This is a genomic window from Halomonas sp. IOP_6 (assembly GCF_021151565.1).
Taxonomy (GTDB): Bacteria; Pseudomonadota; Gammaproteobacteria; order Pseudomonadales; family Halomonadaceae; genus Vreelandella; species Vreelandella alkaliphila.
Genome location: NZ_JAIRBO010000010.1, coordinates 1 through 14,163, shown reverse-complemented (window position 1 = coordinate 14,163; position 14,163 = coordinate 1). Strand labels below are relative to the sequence as shown.

The window sequence follows — 14,163 nt, the reverse complement described above, 5'->3', positions numbered from 1 at the left end:
GCAGTATTTTTAATGGCTGATGCGCTTTTTGCCCTGCCACTCTCGCCAGCCATGTTACTACTGATGGTTGCACTGATTTCGCTGCTTGAATCCCTTGCGCTGGTTGGCTTATTGGTGCCTGGTGTTGTGTTAATTACCGCCGCTTCGTCCGTGGCGGGGCATGAAGCCATTGCCCTGCCATGGCTAATCGGTGCTGCGTTAATAGGTGCAATTTTCGGGGATAGCATTAGCTACCTGCTCGGCTATCACCATCGTCAACAGGTCACTAACCGTTGGCCTTTATCCATGCACCCAGAATGGCTGGAACGCGGCGCACGTTTTTTTAACCGTTATGGTATCCATTCAGTATTTATTGGCCGATTCGTAGGCCCAGTCCGCCCCATTATTCCGCTTATTGCAGGTATGATGCGGATGCCAAAGCGCACTTTTTTGTGGGCCAATATCACCTCCGCAGCCCTGTGGGCTCCCGCTTATGTGTTGCCTGGCTACTTACTAGGAAGAACCTGGCAACAGCACCTCAACCTCCCTCCAAATATAGAAACGGCAATCATTACATTAAGCGTCAGTATCGTCGTGCTTGCAGTGATTTTTTCCTGGGGAAGAGCCCAGGTTGGACGCCACGGCGTCATCTACTTAGCGACAGCACGTCTTATTCGCCGCATCCCCTTTATGCGTCGGTCGTGGCTCTCAATGAGCCTTAATGATGAAGTGCCGCTAGCCTCTCTACTGCTGTTTTTGATCACGTTGGCCAGTGTCTCCGCCTGGACTCTGCTAGTAATCAATCATCAAGGTCCGCTGGCGATAGACCTACAAGCTCAGCGACTGTTTAGCTGGTTAACCAATGAACCACTTCAGTTAATCAGCTTAGTCTTAGCTAAAATAGGCGATGCACTTGGGGTTAGCGCACTACTTTTGCCTTTGGTCGTTTGGCTGATCCATCATAAACGCATCGATGCTCTCTGCCATTGGGTCTTTGCCATCGGTGGCGTTGCGCTGCTCAACACAATAGGAAAAATGGTTTTTGAGCGTGCTCGACCAGTAACACCGGAGTACTTAATTGGCTCATTTTCATACCCAAGTGCACACACCTCCACGACGGTTGTTGTTGTAGGGCTAGCAGCGGCTTTCATTGCAGCAGAATTGCACCGCAAACAACGCGTTTGGGTTTATTGGCTGGCCATTATCTTAGCAACACCCATGGCGTTATCGCGCTTGATATTAGGCGTTCATTGGCTAAGTGATCTCATCGGCGGCGCGCTCTTGGGCTTGCTGGTATGCGCCCTCATTCGGCTGAATTGGCAGCGACGCGTTAGAGCTCCTTTACCTCATTGCCCGAGAGGCAGACTAATGGCATCCACCATCGCGCTGGTAGTCCTGCGAATTATCCTGATGCCACCTGTCTAGCCATTCTGTGCTATCCCAGGGCCAGCCAGATTCCCACGCCTATCATCAATGTCCCCGCAATGCGATTAAGCAACCTTACATTGCCACTTTTGCCCAGCACGTTACGCAGCGTTTTGCCACCTGTTGCGTATACCAGCATGCTGGCAAACTCGATCACTAAAATAACCGCAATCAGCAGGGTTAACTGAGGCGCAAGTGGCCGACTGCCATCTAAAAACGGCGGCAACAGCACCATGAAAAAGGCCCAGCCTTTAGGGTTGGCCACTGCCGTGACTAATCCCTGAGTAGCCAACTGCACTCGCCCTGCAGCAGGTCCGGCATTCAGTTCGGCAGGAATAGCCATACGCCCTCTAGAGCGCCACATCATAATGCCCAAATAAGCTAAGTAAGCGCCGCCTACCCACTTAAACGCAATGAACAGCTCTGGCTGTCGTAGCATTAACGCGGCCACACCAGCACCTGCAGCGGCGGCCACAATACCAACACCAATTAACTCGCCTATCATCATCCACAGCGTTCGCTTCACTCCCTGGGTCATGCCCAGCACCATGGCCAGCGTCATACACATCCCCGGCGTTAGGGAAACGAACAAAAACGTGGGTACAAACACCGACAGCGTCGCCCATGACATCATCATTACTCTTCCGTGCTGTTTACTTCGTTATCTGTATCGTTCGACGTGGTTTCATGGCCCTCTCCCCAACGCGGTACAAGGCGGTGGGCAATACCTAACTGATTGAGTATCCGGGCGACCACAAAGTCGATCAAATCTTCTATCCGTTCTGGGCGATGATAAAAGCCGGGGGCCGCAGGCAAAATCACGACACCCAGGCGGCTTAGCGCCAGCATGTGCTCTAGGTGAATAGGGGAAAATGGACTTTCACGCGGCACCATGACTAATGTCCGCCGCTCTTTGATGGCAACGTCAGCGGCACGCTCAATTAAGTTATTGCTCGCGCCAGTTGCGACGGCAGACAACGTACCTGTAGAGCAGGGACAAATTACCATCGCAGAGGGAGCGCCGGACCCCGATGCCACGGGCGCCATCCAGTCTTCACGCCCAAAACAGCGGATTTGACCGGGCTTGGCACCACTCTGCTCAGTAAGCGCCTCTACTAAGCGTTTTGGCTGAGCGGGTAACGACACATCAGTCTCAGTGGCAATAACCATGTGTGCCGCTTTGGAGATCATTACCCACACTTCATGCCCTGAGGCCACCAGTACGTCGATCAAGCGCAGGCCGTATTGCGCCCCTGAAGCACCTGTCAGCGCCACCGTCACCGGAGGTTTAAAGTCTGTCACTCAGTTTGCTCCTTGGCAGATAGCGCACTCAATAGACGCTGGTGAACGCCCTCGAAACCACCATTAGACATAACAACAATACGGTCGAGTGGTGACGCTTGAGTAACAACCGCCTTAACAAGTGCATCTATATCGCTATATAGCTCAGCGCTCTCGCCTTGTTCAGCCACTAACGCCTCCATTGACCAATCAAGCCCTGCCGGTTGAAACCAGAACACTGCATCCGCATCAGCAACGCTCTCGTTTAGTCGGGCACGTAGAGCGCCTAAACGCATGGTGTTGGAACGAGGCTCAATCACCGCGAGTAGTCGCCCTTTGGTGGTGGCTGCGCGCAACCCTTTTAACGTCGCTGCAATTGCTGTTGGATGGTGGGCAAAGTCATCAATAACTTGTACGCCGTCCACTTCACCGATGATTTCCTGACGCCGACGGGGTGTTTTAAAACGCGCGAGAGCGGCACAAGCACGAGCGAGATTCACACCGCAACGGCTCGCTGCAGCAAGTGCCGCGAGTGCATTACGCGCGTTGTGCTCACCGGTTAACGCCCACTCGACCACGCCGTCCTCTTCGCTGTTTGCCCCGATGTGGAGTACCTGAAAACGACTACCATCAGCACGTTCCAAACGCAGTTGCCACTCGCTGCTCTCTAACGTGCCGAAATGCTCGACCGACGACCATGCCCCCATTGCCAGAACACGCTCCAGCGCTGGCTGTTGATCAGCAACCAGCAAGCAGCCTTGGCTCGGCACAGTTCGAACCAAATGGTGAAACTGGCGCTCAATCGCTGCAAGGTCAGGGAATATATCGGCATGGTCAAACTCCAAGTTATTCATCACCGCAATCTGGGGGCGGTAGTGAACAAACTTAGAGCGCTTATCAAAAAACGCCGTATCGTACTCGTCAGCCTCGACAATAAAGGGGCTGTCGTGATGACCTAAGCGTGCCGACACGCCAAAATTACGCGGCACGCCGCCAATTAAAAACCCAGGCGTTAAGCCAGCGCTTTCCAATAGCCATGCTAAAAGGCTGGCAGTGGTGGTCTTACCGTGAGTACCTGCAACAGCAATGACTTGCCTGCCAGGCAGTACATGTTCAGCCAACCACTGAGCACCTGAGGTATAGGGCAAACCGCTATTTAGCAGCGCCTCGACTTCGGGATTACCCCGCGATAGCGCATTTCCTACAATGACAAGTGCAGGTTGATCAGCAAGGTTTTCGGCGCGATACCCTTCCATCAAGGTGATCCCTGCCTCTTCCAACTGGGTACTCATGGGAGGATAAACGTTCGTATCTGAGCCGCTCACCTGATGCCCTAACTCCCGCGCTAGCAAAGCCAGACTCCCCATAAAAGTGCCGCAGATACCCATAATATGCAGACGCATAGGTGAAGCGCTCCTTACTTAACCAGTTAACTAAGCTGCTGAGACTAGCATGCAACGTTAACTTGCTCATCTAGTTCAAGGCAGGTCTTGGCTTTAAAGCTAGCGCCTAAGCTCGTTCAGAAGTGACAAAACGCCCAGTTTGATGCAGGATGCGGCTACCTTTTTGCTCATGATCTCTTAAATACGATCATTCATACATATCTTATCGCTGACCAGTGTCAGTGCTACCGAGGGAGCTTACGATGCGCGTTTTAATTCGCTATTTTTTCAGAGGTGTTCGCCTTATTCTAGCCCCCGTCATGTTGATCTCAGAGAAGCTTTCAACCCCTAAATCGGTAGAGCGTACTGAGGAAGAGCAAGCGAAAGTCGATGCCGCCTGTGAACACCTAGCCCTCTACCAGTTCCGGACATGCCCTTTCTGTATCAAAGTACGCAAAGAAATCGCTCGGCTGGGCCTAAAGATCGAATTGCGCGATGCTCAGCTAGACCCTGACCATAAAAAAGCGCTTCAAGAAGGCGGTGGCAAGGTTAAAGTTCCTTGTTTAAAAATTAATCATGAAGACGGCCGTGAAGAGTGGCTCTACGAGTCAGATGCCATTAACCGCTGGTTGCACCAACATTTCGCTTAAAACACCTTTATACAGATGCCGCTATTGAGCAGAAGCGCCTAAATAGCGGCTCACACTCCCTACACCTTCGTCTAATCTCCTTTCCTCTTAATGCCGTGCCCAGCCCTGTCATTCAGCAGATGAATGATACCTCTCATTATTTCGATTGTATGACGCGCCCCCCACTCTCTATGTTTAAAGAGAACAGAATATTGTTAGAACAGCTTGCAAGCTGACCGTGTCTGTTTTGCTGGTTTTTAAGAGCACTTAGCTTTTAAACACACTGTTTTTAAACACACTTGCTTTGGCCAGCAAAGTGAACAATAAACAATACAAAGGGAAACATTATGACGTTTAAGAAAACGCTACTGGCTTCTGTTATTGGTGCTGTGGTTGCAGGCACGACGATGCTGCCCATGACCGCGAGCGCAGAAACCCTGCGCATTGGTTACTCTGCCGATCCTGAAACCCTCGATATCCACGAGCAGTTATCTGGCGGCATGTTGCGCCTTTCACACTTAGCGTTTGACCCGTTGGTACGTTGGACAAAAGATTTCGAGTTTGAGCCGCGCCTGGCGACCGAATGGGAACAGGTAGACGAAACCACGACACGCATGACGCTGCGTGAAGGCGTCAAGTTTCACTCAGGTAACGATTTCACCGCCAAAGACGTGGTATGGACCATTGAGCGCCTGAAAGAGAGCCCCGATTATCGCGCTATTTTTGAGCCCGTCGCAGGCGCCGAAGCAGTTGACGATTACACTGTCGAAATTACAACCACTGAGCCCTACCCGCTACTGCTCAACCTTGCGACTTACATTTTCCCGATGGATAGCGAGTTCTACACGGGTGAAACGGAAAGCGGCAATGAAAAAGCAGAAATCGTCAAAGCGGGCAACTCATTTGCATCGCGTAATGCATCGGGCACAGGCCCATTTATTATCACTGAACGCCGCCAAGGTGTCCGCGTTGATTTTGAACGCTTTGAGGATTACTGGGATACCGAAAGCGAAGGCAACGTTTCTAAAATTGTCCTGACACCTATTGCTGAGAATGCCTCACGCGTTGCGGCACTACTGTCAGGCGGCGTTGACTTTATCGATGCCGTACCGCCCAACGATCTGGACCGTGTTCGCGAAGCCGATAACGCCAACCTGGTAGAAGTGGATGGTACGCGCATCATTGGCTTCCAAATGAACGAAGAGCGCGTTGAAGCCTTCCAGGATGCACGTGTGCGTCAAGCTGTTGATCTGGCGATTAACCAAGAAGGTATTGCCGACCGCTTAATGCGCGGCTTCGCGACGCCAGCAAGCCAGTTCTCTCCCGCAGGCTATTCCGGCCACAACCCTGACTTAGTGCCTCGTTATGACATTGAACGCGCCAAAGAGCTGATGGCAGAAGCGGGCTACGAGGAAGGGTTCAGCGTTGACATGATCGCACCCAATAACCGCTATGTGAACGATGCTCAGATCGCTCAAGCAGTGGCAAACATGCTGGCACAAATTAACATTAACGTTAATCTGCGCACCATGCCGCTTGCCCAGTACTGGCCTGAGTATGACGAGCGCGCTTCCGATATGGCGATGATTGGCTGGCATGCTGACACCGAAGATACCGCTAACTTCTTCCAGTACCTCTCTTTCTGCATTGATGAAGAGACTGGCGCTGGTCAGTACAACTACGGCAGCTACTGCAACGAAGAAATCGACGCACTTGTGACTGCGGCAGATAGTGAAACCGATCTCGAAAAACGCAATGAAATGCTGCGTGAAGCCGAAGCCATGCTTTATGAAGACGTGGGCTACATCACACTGCATTGGCAGAACCTTGCCTATGGTGCAGCTAACGGCGTTGATATCGAGCCGGTTGTTAACGCCCTAGACTTTCCCTATCTAGGTGATCTGGTAATTAGTCGCTAATTGCCACGCTTACTTTCACACGTGCAAGGATGCTTCGTTCCCCAAAGCTTTGGGGGACGAAGCGTTGTATGTGGTTAACAGCCTCATCATAGGCTTCGCCCTAACTTGCAATTAACTCTCTATTAAACCTATGACATAGGTGGCGTACGCCATGATTGCTTTTTTAATCAAGCGCCTGATGCACGCGATATTGGTGATGTTTGTCATCAGTGTACTGGCCTTCGCCATCCAGGATAACCTGGGTGACCCTGTACAACAGATGGTCGGTCAGTCGGTTCCCGAAAGCGAGCGTGAAGCCATTCGCGAGCGCTTGGGCTTAAATGATCCGTTTTTAGTTCAGTATGTACGCTTTGCGAAAAACGCCGTTCAAGGCGATTTTGGCGACTCTTATTTTTATCGCGAACCTGCGCTGGAGGTTATCGCCCGGCATTTGCCCGCAACCCTTGAACTGGTGTTTGCGGCTACGCTGATTATTGTGCTTTTCTCAGTACCGATTGGCGTTTATAGCGCGATAAAACCTCGCTCTCCTATATCACGTTTTTTTATGGGCGCTTCGATCATCGGCATTTCGATACCGGTGTTTTTGACCGCCATCTTATTGATTCAGATTTTTGCGATTGGCATCACTATCACTCTGTTTCCTGAAAGTACCAGTTGGGGAGCTTGGCTAAATGGCCTGCTGTCGACAGAAGGCAATATGCCATCGTTTGGCCGTGGCTATGACCTAGTACATGTGGTAGGCCACTGGGACACCAACCTGGCGACTTGGAACGGTTTACAGCATTTGGTACTGCCCGCTATTTCACTAGCATCGATTATGTTGCCGCTGTTTATCCGCCTGATTCGCGCAGAAATGATGGAAGTACTGCAGTCAGAGTACGTGAAGTATGCCCGAGCCAAAGGCATTTCAATGCGACGCGTTTACTTTGTGCACGCGCTTAAGAACACCATGCTGCCGGTTATCACCGTTGGCGGCGTACAGATCGGCACCATGGTGGCTTACACCATTTTGACCGAAACCGTTTTCCAATGGCCGGGCATGGGACTGATGTTCCTTGATGCGATTAACCGAGCCGATATACCGCTGATTGTTACCTACCTGATGATTGTCGGCGTCATTTTCGTGGTGACGAACACCATTGTGGATTTGATCTACGGCTTCGTTAACCCCACCGTAAAACTAACAGGTAAGCCCGCATGACAACGCCCACAACAACGACTGCACCCAGCCGCTGGGAACGCCTGCGCGACTCCTATTTATGGTACAGCTTCAAACGCGACCGCACGGCTCAACTGTGCCTCGCAGTATTTATTTGCTTAGTGATCGCAGCGTTTTCAGCCCCATTGCTAGCCCCTACCGATCCTTATGATCTGGCTCAAATCGACATTATGTCGTCCGAGCTACCACCCTTTTGGATTGATGGTGCCGATGAGCGTTACAGCCTAGGCACCGATGCCCAGGGGCGCGATTTATGGTCGATTATTCTCTACGGAACCCGCGTATCGCTACTGATTGGCTTTGGCGCGGTCATACTTCAAGCACTGCTTGGCGTAACGTTCGGCCTAATGGCAGGCTACCTAGGCGGCCGCATTGATGCTTTTTTGATGCGCTTAGCCGATATCCAGCTGTCATTTTCCACCTTGATGGTCGCTATCGTCGTGGGCGCTCTAGTGAAAGCCACTATGGGCAGCGCGTTCTACAGCCAATATGCCGTACTCATGCTTATTTTGATTATCGGGTTAGCCGAGTGGCCTCAGTATGCACGTACGGTGCGCGCCTCAGTGTTGGCTGAGAAAAACAAAGAGTACGTCGATGCTGCACGCGTCATGGGGCTACGTAGCAAACGTATTATGTTCCGCCATGTACTGCCTAATACCATGTCGCCGATTTTTGTTATCTCAACGGTGCAAATTGCCAACGCGATTATTTCAGAGGCTGCGCTGTCATTTTTAGGTTTGGGTATGCCCGAAACCCACCCCTCGCTTGGGTCGCTCATCAAATCGGGCTTTGACTATATTCAATCGGGGTCTTGGTGGATCACTCTGATTCCTGGAGCAGTACTCATTGTGCTGGTGCTGTCTATCAATCTATTGGGCGATTGGCTGCGCGATGTCATGAACCCACGACTCTATAAAGGCTGAGGACACCATGGCACTACTTGAAGTCTCTCAACTCGATGTACGTTTTGCCCTTCGCCAAGGTGAAGTGCGCGCTCTACGCGATGTCAACTTCACCCTGGAGCGCGGCGAGCGCTTAGGTATCGTAGGCGAGTCTGGCGCGGGTAAATCCGTGGCCGCCTTCTCGCTACTTAACCTAATCGCCAAACCCGGCTTTATCGCGGGTGGCAGCATAACGTTTGAAGGTCAGACGCTTAACACCATGTCTGAGCGCGGCCTGCGCAAAATACGCGGTAACCGCATCTCGATGATCTTCCAAGATCCGATGATGACGCTGAACCCCGTGCTCTCGATTGGTGAGCAGATGGTCGAGTGTTTAAAAGCCCATCGACGGATCTCCACCAAAGAAGCCCGCGCGATAGCCCTGGACAAGCTGCAACAGGTACAAATCCCATCGCCAGAAACGCGCTTGGATCAATATCCCCACGAGCTTTCTGGCGGTATGCGTCAGCGCATTATTATCGCCATCGCCCTACTGCTCGACCCCGATATTATCATTGCCGATGAACCGACTACCGCCCTGGACGTGACCATCCAAGCGGAAATCATGGCGCTGTTACTTGAGCTATGCGAACAGCACAACGTCGGCCTGATTCTTATCACCCACGACCTGGGGGTAGTGAGTCAGGTCACCCAGCGCATGCTGGTTATGTACGCCGGTCGCGTTATTGAGCAAGGCCTCACACGGGAAATCATCAACGATCCTCAGCACCCCTATACCCAAGGGCTGATCAACGCGTTACCGCAAATGGCGACCCCAGGTGAAAAGCTCAACCAGATCCGTGGCAGCATGCCGTCACTCTCTAACTTACCTAGCGGCTGCGCGTTTCACCCTCGCTGCGACTTCATCAATAGGGCAGATGGTCAACCACGGCCTGCCTGCACCCAGCAAGTGCCTGAATTTGTCGAATCCGGCAATTGCCGTGTCGCCTGCCATATGGTGGCTGAAATGCTTGAAGATCGTCGCCTGAAGGAGGAAACACAATGAGTGCTCAGGTCGAAACTCGCCACGCTGCGCCCACGCAAAATGAAGAGAGCAGCGAATCGTTGCTACAAATTCGTGGCCTTAAGAAGCGCTTTTCATTATCAGGGGATTTTTTGGAACAGCTGCGCTTTAAAGGCGGCAAGCTGGTGCGTCATCAAGAGCATGTACACGCGATTAATGGCGTTAACCTTGATATCAAACGCGGAGAAGCACTGTGCGTGGTCGGTGAATCTGGCTGCGGTAAGTCCACCGTGGCACGCACGGTAATGGGCTTACTCACCCCCACAGAGGGTGAAATTCGCTATGACGGGCAGCGCATTGATAATTTGAGCTCTCGCCAGCTATTGCCTTATCGCAAGCGCATGCAGATGATTTTCCAAAATCCTTATGCCTCGCTTAATCCACGGATGACGATTCAGCAAACGCTGGAAGAACCACTACGTTTGCACCACCCAGACTGGAACCGAGAGAAGATACTCGACAAGGTCCAAGACGTTATGGGGTCCGTGGGGATAGACCCCGATTGGGGCAAGCGTTTTGGGCATGAGTTTTCCGGCGGTCAACGCCAACGTATCGCCATAGCACGCGCCCTAGCCGTTGATCCTGAGTTTATTGTTGCCGACGAGCCCATTTCGGCACTGGATGTCTCCATTCAGGCGCAAGTGCTCAACCTGCTGATGGAAGCACAACAAGCGCGTAACCTGACCTATCTATTTATCACCCACGATTTGGCAGTGGTTGAGCACTTTGGTACCCGCGTAGCGGTGATGTATTTAGGCACGGTGTGTGAAGTGGCCACAACGGCAACGCTATTTGCTAAACCGCGCCATCCCTATACCCAAGCTCTGCTATCCGCTATTCCACGCTTAAAAGATGACCGCCCCCAGCATATTCGTCTTACCGGAGAAGTGCCTACGCCGGTCAACTTACCGAGCGGCTGCGTATTCCATGGCCGTTGCCCCTATGCCAACGCCCGCTGCCGTCAGGAAATCCCTACCCTGCAAACGCAGGATGACGGCACTCGCGTTGCGTGCCACGCTGTTGAAGAAGGCCGCCTATGACGCCAGTTTTAACGACAGCATCACGTTTGGCAGCACGACGAGGTAAGACATGGAAATTCGCTGGCTAGAAGACTTTATCGCCCTGGCCAGAACGCGACACTTCTCTCGCGCAGCGGATGAACAGCACGTCACACAGCCCACCTTTTCCCGGCGCATTAAATTGCTAGAGGAAGAGATGGGCGTGACACTGATCAACCGGCAGACGTTGCCACTTTCGCTAACCCCCGCGGGAGAGGAGTTCCTGACGCTGTGCGAGCAGGTAACTGATCGCGTGCGCTTAACGCGTGACCGCGTGCGCGAAATTAGCGCCGGGCAGCAGCGCCGCATCATGGTGGCTGCTCCACAGAGCTTACTCCCGCAGTTTTTGCCAGAATGGCTTGCTGCTACGGGCTGGCAAGAGCGCATACAGCCCTATTTACGTGCAACTGGCTGGGTGGCAAACGACTATTTTCAAGCACTTGGTCGGGCAGAGTGCGATCTTGCTATCTGCTATTGGCCAATCGGGCGTTGCGATCTAGATATTGATACCAGTGCCTGCACGTATCGGGTCATTGGCCACGAGCGTTTGATTCCTGTCACAGGCCTAGATGCGAATGGCACACCTTGCGCGTTGCTACCCGGCTCGCGACAGCAGCCAGCGCCATGGCTGGCCTATCCAAAGCGCGGCTTATTGGGCTCAGCAGTAAAGGCGCATCTCGCTCGCTTACCGCAAAGCACCTACCTCACGGCGCAAAGTGAAAATCTCTATGCGGCAGGTATTAAAGAGCTGGTGCTTCTCGGCTATGGCATGAGCTGGTTACCCGAACGCAACATAGCCGCTGAGCTCTCCAACGGCACATTAATCAGAGCCGGCGATAGCCGCTGGGATGTCCCGATGGAGCTACGACTATATCGGCACCAAAACCAGCATCACGCAGAGCTGGATAGCCTGTGGAGTGAGCTTGCTCTACCACGCAGTTAAGCCCGTAGTTAAAGCAATAGCCCGACTTGATGCCGTATCCTGATCCACTAGCCAAGCCGCCATTGATAAAAGGACACCACCTGCATGTCAGCCTCTTTGTTTAACTTGCAGCGCGAACACTTAGCGCATTTACAGCAAGCTTATGCAGACCTGTTAACCAGTCACAGTCTCGATAGCTTAGCCATCTATAGCGGCCACGCCAGCGCACACTTTGGCGACGACCAAACGTCAACCTTCCAAACTTACGGCCATTTTATGCACTGGGTAGGCATGGCCGATATTCAGCACAGTTGGCTGGTGATTCAACCCGGCAAGCGCCCGCAGCTGTACCTGTATGCGCCAGCAGATTTCTGGCATTTGCCTACTCGCCTGCCTGAAGAGCCATGGGTAACTGAGTTTGATATCCACCTGTGTAGCGAAAAGACTACACCAACGTTAGCGGGTCGCGCGGCAGTGATCGGTGATATTGAGGCCACCACACGTCAAGCACTAGACGCGCAGTATCAGCCCGAACCGCTGGTTAGGGATCTAGATGAACTGCGCATGTTGAAGACCGCTTATGAAATAGCCTGCTTAAGCGAAGCCAACCGGCTTGCTATAGCAGGACATCAAGCCGCGCAGGCTGCTTTTATTGGCGCATCGGCTGAGTTAGATATTCAACTGGCCTACCTGGCTGCCAGCAGACAGAGGGAGTCTGATGTCCCCTACCAGAACATTATTGGGCTAAATGATCATGCGGGCGTATTACACTACCAACACTATGACCTAAACAGTCCCACGCAACGACATAGCCTATTGGTTGACGCTGGTCGCCGTTTTCGCGGTTACTGCGCGGATATTACACGCACTTATGCAGGCCCTGACGCGCCAGGCATCTATCGTGATTTAATTGACGGCATTCATCATGTAAAAGACACGCTGGTGGAAAGCGTTGCTCCAGGCGTCGAGTTCATTGCGCTACATGAGCAAATGCATCGTTTGCTGGCAGATATTCTGATTGCCAATGATCTTTTTCACGGCAGCGCAGAACAGGCAATTGATGAGGGAATCACGCGAGCTTTTTGCCCACACGGACTAGGTCATTCGTTGGGGCTGCAGGTTCATGATGTGGCAGGGCTTCGCCATCCAGATGGAACGCCCTCACCCGCTCCTGCACAGCACCCAGCGCTACGTTTAACCCGTACGCTGCGCCCTGGCATGGTAGTAACGATAGAGCCTGGGTTCTACTATATCCCTATGTTGCTGGCCCCATTGCGCGACAAGGCACTACCGATTAACTGGAAAGTCGTTGATTCGTTAGCCAACTGTGGCGGCATCCGTATTGAAGATAACGTCGTTGTCACAGAGAGTGGCTTCAAAAACTTGACCCCCTGATCAACAAAACGCCCGACCCAAGGATTAACTCCCCAGGCCGGGCGACTATCAGATCGCGGGCAAGATCACCCTGCGCACTTCTCGTTAGAAGCGGTAGGTAACGCCACCACCGATAGTAACGGGTTCCATGTTTACTTTACCGACCTTGTTACCACCCGCATTGATGTCAGCATTCACGTCTGCATAGCTAACGTAACCATTTAGCATGACGTTATCGGTAACCGCTAAATCAACCCCCGCCTGACCGATCGCGCCATAGCTTTCATCAACGCTTAAGCCAGTGGGCTCGCCTGAGAAGCGAGTATAGTTCAAGCCAACGCCTACATAAGGCTGAACCTTAGAGTCTAAACCGCCCATCGGATAGTAGTTAACCAACAGATTAATCGGCAGACGGTCTACACTGCCTGCGCTGCCACCAGGGCTGGTGTTGAGGTCGTGTTCGAACTTCTCGGAGCTGTTCAGTTCAGCGCCAAGCTTATCGGTGAACAGGTAACCCGCGCCAAACGTAAATCCTCGCGCGCTTTGTACGTTTAGATCTGCCGCGCCAACATTGCCATTTCCAGAACCCGTATCCGTTTGGGCGACACCACCACGTACGAAAACGTCACCTGCTTCGTAAGCGAGTGCTGCTTGGCTGGCGATCAATGCGCTAGCGGTAAGAACAGCAGCAGAAACTAATTTTAATTTACTCATCAGGGTCATCCTCTTACATCTTACTCGGGATTGGTGCCGGTAACTCCAGCTACCTATACAATATATACCAATCGAACAGCGTTTCCAAACTTGTTGTGTTATTTTAATATAAGTTTTACATATCAAGCTCTGTCGGCAGACAGCATCGGTTATAAAAATCAAGCACAAAGGGCAGTGTCTAGTCCTAAAATAGATTGACACTTATTTCATCTCAAACGCCCAGTGCACTGCATTGGGCGTTTTGTATTTCAGCGCTAGGTGTGGCCGCTGACCGTTATAAATCTCGACAGACTCAT

13 protein-coding genes are annotated in these 14,163 nt (G+C 52.2%); 9 read left to right on the top strand and 4 right to left on the bottom strand.

What is annotated here, in order from left to right; genetic code table 11:
- Positions 1-12 precede the first annotated feature (12 nt).
- The gene (locus K7H08_RS15850) at positions 13-1,404 is read left to right on the top strand and encodes a bifunctional DedA family/phosphatase PAP2 family protein (protein WP_231658507.1); all 1,392 of its coding nucleotides are present in this window, start codon (positions 13-15) and stop codon (positions 1,402-1,404) included.
- Between the two features lie 10 nt (positions 1,405-1,414).
- On the opposite strand, the gene K7H08_RS15845 is transcribed toward K7H08_RS15850, so the two are convergent.
- The 3 genes from K7H08_RS15845 to mpl are packed head-to-tail and all read right to left on the bottom strand — an operon-like array spanning position 1,415 to position 4,088.
- A complete protein-coding gene (locus K7H08_RS15845; RefSeq protein WP_176472125.1) occupies positions 1,415-2,038 on the bottom strand; it encodes a LysE family translocator in 624 nt (207 codons plus the stop codon).
- A 2-nt stretch (positions 2,039-2,040) separates the two neighbouring features.
- Positions 2,041-2,706, bottom strand: coding sequence for a flavin prenyltransferase UbiX (locus K7H08_RS15840; RefSeq protein WP_038483587.1), 666 nt, complete (start codon positions 2,704-2,706; stop codon positions 2,041-2,043).
- Complete coding sequence (mpl, locus tag K7H08_RS15835) at positions 2,703-4,088, bottom strand: UDP-N-acetylmuramate:L-alanyl-gamma-D-glutamyl-meso-diaminopimelate ligase (RefSeq protein ID WP_231658506.1); 1,386 nt, start codon at positions 4,086-4,088, stop codon at positions 2,703-2,705. Before mpl ends, K7H08_RS15840 begins: the two co-directional genes overlap by 4 nt.
- Before the next feature lie 242 nt (positions 4,089-4,330).
- Between mpl and K7H08_RS15830 the strand changes: the two genes are divergently transcribed.
- The 8 genes from K7H08_RS15830 to pepQ all read left to right on the top strand — a co-directional run bounded on the left by K7H08_RS15830 (position 4,331) and on the right by pepQ (position 13,174).
- Positions 4,331-4,717: a glutaredoxin family protein gene (locus K7H08_RS15830; RefSeq protein ID WP_231658505.1), complete on the top strand. Its 387-nt coding sequence runs from the start codon at positions 4,331-4,333 to the stop codon at positions 4,715-4,717.
- A 326-nt stretch (positions 4,718-5,043) separates the two neighbouring features.
- A complete protein-coding gene (locus K7H08_RS15825; protein WP_231658504.1) occupies positions 5,044-6,615 on the top strand; it encodes an ABC transporter substrate-binding protein in 1,572 nt (523 codons plus the stop codon).
- 151 nt (positions 6,616-6,766) lie between these two features.
- A complete protein-coding gene (locus K7H08_RS15820; protein ID WP_231658503.1) occupies positions 6,767-7,816 on the top strand; it encodes an ABC transporter permease in 1,050 nt (349 codons plus the stop codon).
- Positions 7,813-8,757 carry an ABC transporter permease gene (locus tag K7H08_RS15815; RefSeq protein WP_038483577.1) on the top strand — a complete coding sequence of 315 codons (945 nt, stop codon included), beginning with the start codon at positions 7,813-7,815 and terminating at the stop codon, positions 8,755-8,757. Before K7H08_RS15820 ends, K7H08_RS15815 begins: the two co-directional genes overlap by 4 nt.
- Positions 8,758-8,764: 7 nt before the next feature.
- Complete coding sequence (locus tag K7H08_RS15810; RefSeq protein WP_038483575.1) at positions 8,765-9,781, top strand: ABC transporter ATP-binding protein; 1,017 nt, start codon at positions 8,765-8,767, stop codon at positions 9,779-9,781.
- A complete protein-coding gene (locus K7H08_RS15805; protein WP_095604195.1) occupies positions 9,778-10,839 on the top strand; it encodes an ABC transporter ATP-binding protein in 1,062 nt (353 codons plus the stop codon). The genes K7H08_RS15810 and K7H08_RS15805 overlap by 4 nt, the downstream gene beginning before the upstream one ends.
- Positions 10,840-10,888: 49 nt before the next feature.
- Entirely contained in the window at positions 10,889-11,800 is a 912-nt protein-coding gene (locus K7H08_RS15800; RefSeq protein WP_231658502.1) for a LysR family transcriptional regulator, read from the top strand.
- Between the two features lie 84 nt (positions 11,801-11,884).
- Positions 11,885-13,174 carry a Xaa-Pro dipeptidase gene (pepQ, locus tag K7H08_RS15795; RefSeq protein ID WP_231658501.1) on the top strand — a complete coding sequence of 430 codons (1,290 nt, stop codon included), beginning with the start codon at positions 11,885-11,887 and terminating at the stop codon, positions 13,172-13,174.
- An 84-nt stretch (positions 13,175-13,258) separates the two neighbouring features.
- Here pepQ and K7H08_RS15790 read toward each other — a convergent pair whose 3' ends face one another.
- A complete protein-coding gene (locus K7H08_RS15790) occupies positions 13,259-13,867 on the bottom strand; it encodes an OmpW/AlkL family protein (protein ID WP_174412718.1) in 609 nt (202 codons plus the stop codon).
- Positions 13,868-14,163: the final 296 nt, after the last annotated feature.

What these genes read in the sequence shown, in the direction of transcription:
- K7H08_RS15850 (WP_231658507.1), top strand. Translation starts at nt 13, where the DNA reads ATGGCTGATGCGCTTTTTGCCCTGCCACTCTCGCCAGCCATGTTACTA.
- K7H08_RS15845 (WP_176472125.1), bottom strand. Translation starts at nt 2,038, where the DNA reads ATGATGTCATGGGCGACGCTGTCGGTGTTTGTACCCACGTTTTTGTTC.
- mpl (WP_231658506.1), bottom strand. Translation starts at nt 4,088, where the DNA reads ATGCGTCTGCATATTATGGGTATCTGCGGCACTTTTATGGGGAGTCTG.
- K7H08_RS15830 (WP_231658505.1), top strand. Translation starts at nt 4,331, where the DNA reads ATGCGCGTTTTAATTCGCTATTTTTTCAGAGGTGTTCGCCTTATTCTA.
- K7H08_RS15825 (WP_231658504.1), top strand. Translation starts at nt 5,044, where the DNA reads ATGACGTTTAAGAAAACGCTACTGGCTTCTGTTATTGGTGCTGTGGTT.
- K7H08_RS15820 (WP_231658503.1), top strand. Translation starts at nt 6,767, where the DNA reads ATGATTGCTTTTTTAATCAAGCGCCTGATGCACGCGATATTGGTGATG.
- K7H08_RS15815 (WP_038483577.1), top strand. Translation starts at nt 7,813, where the DNA reads ATGACAACGCCCACAACAACGACTGCACCCAGCCGCTGGGAACGCCTG.
- K7H08_RS15810 (WP_038483575.1), top strand. Translation starts at nt 8,765, where the DNA reads ATGGCACTACTTGAAGTCTCTCAACTCGATGTACGTTTTGCCCTTCGC.
- K7H08_RS15805 (WP_095604195.1), top strand. Translation starts at nt 9,778, where the DNA reads ATGAGTGCTCAGGTCGAAACTCGCCACGCTGCGCCCACGCAAAATGAA.
- K7H08_RS15800 (WP_231658502.1), top strand. Translation starts at nt 10,889, where the DNA reads ATGGAAATTCGCTGGCTAGAAGACTTTATCGCCCTGGCCAGAACGCGA.
- pepQ (WP_231658501.1), top strand. Translation starts at nt 11,885, where the DNA reads ATGTCAGCCTCTTTGTTTAACTTGCAGCGCGAACACTTAGCGCATTTA.
- K7H08_RS15790 (WP_174412718.1), bottom strand. Translation starts at nt 13,867, where the DNA reads ATGAGTAAATTAAAATTAGTTTCTGCTGCTGTTCTTACCGCTAGCGCA.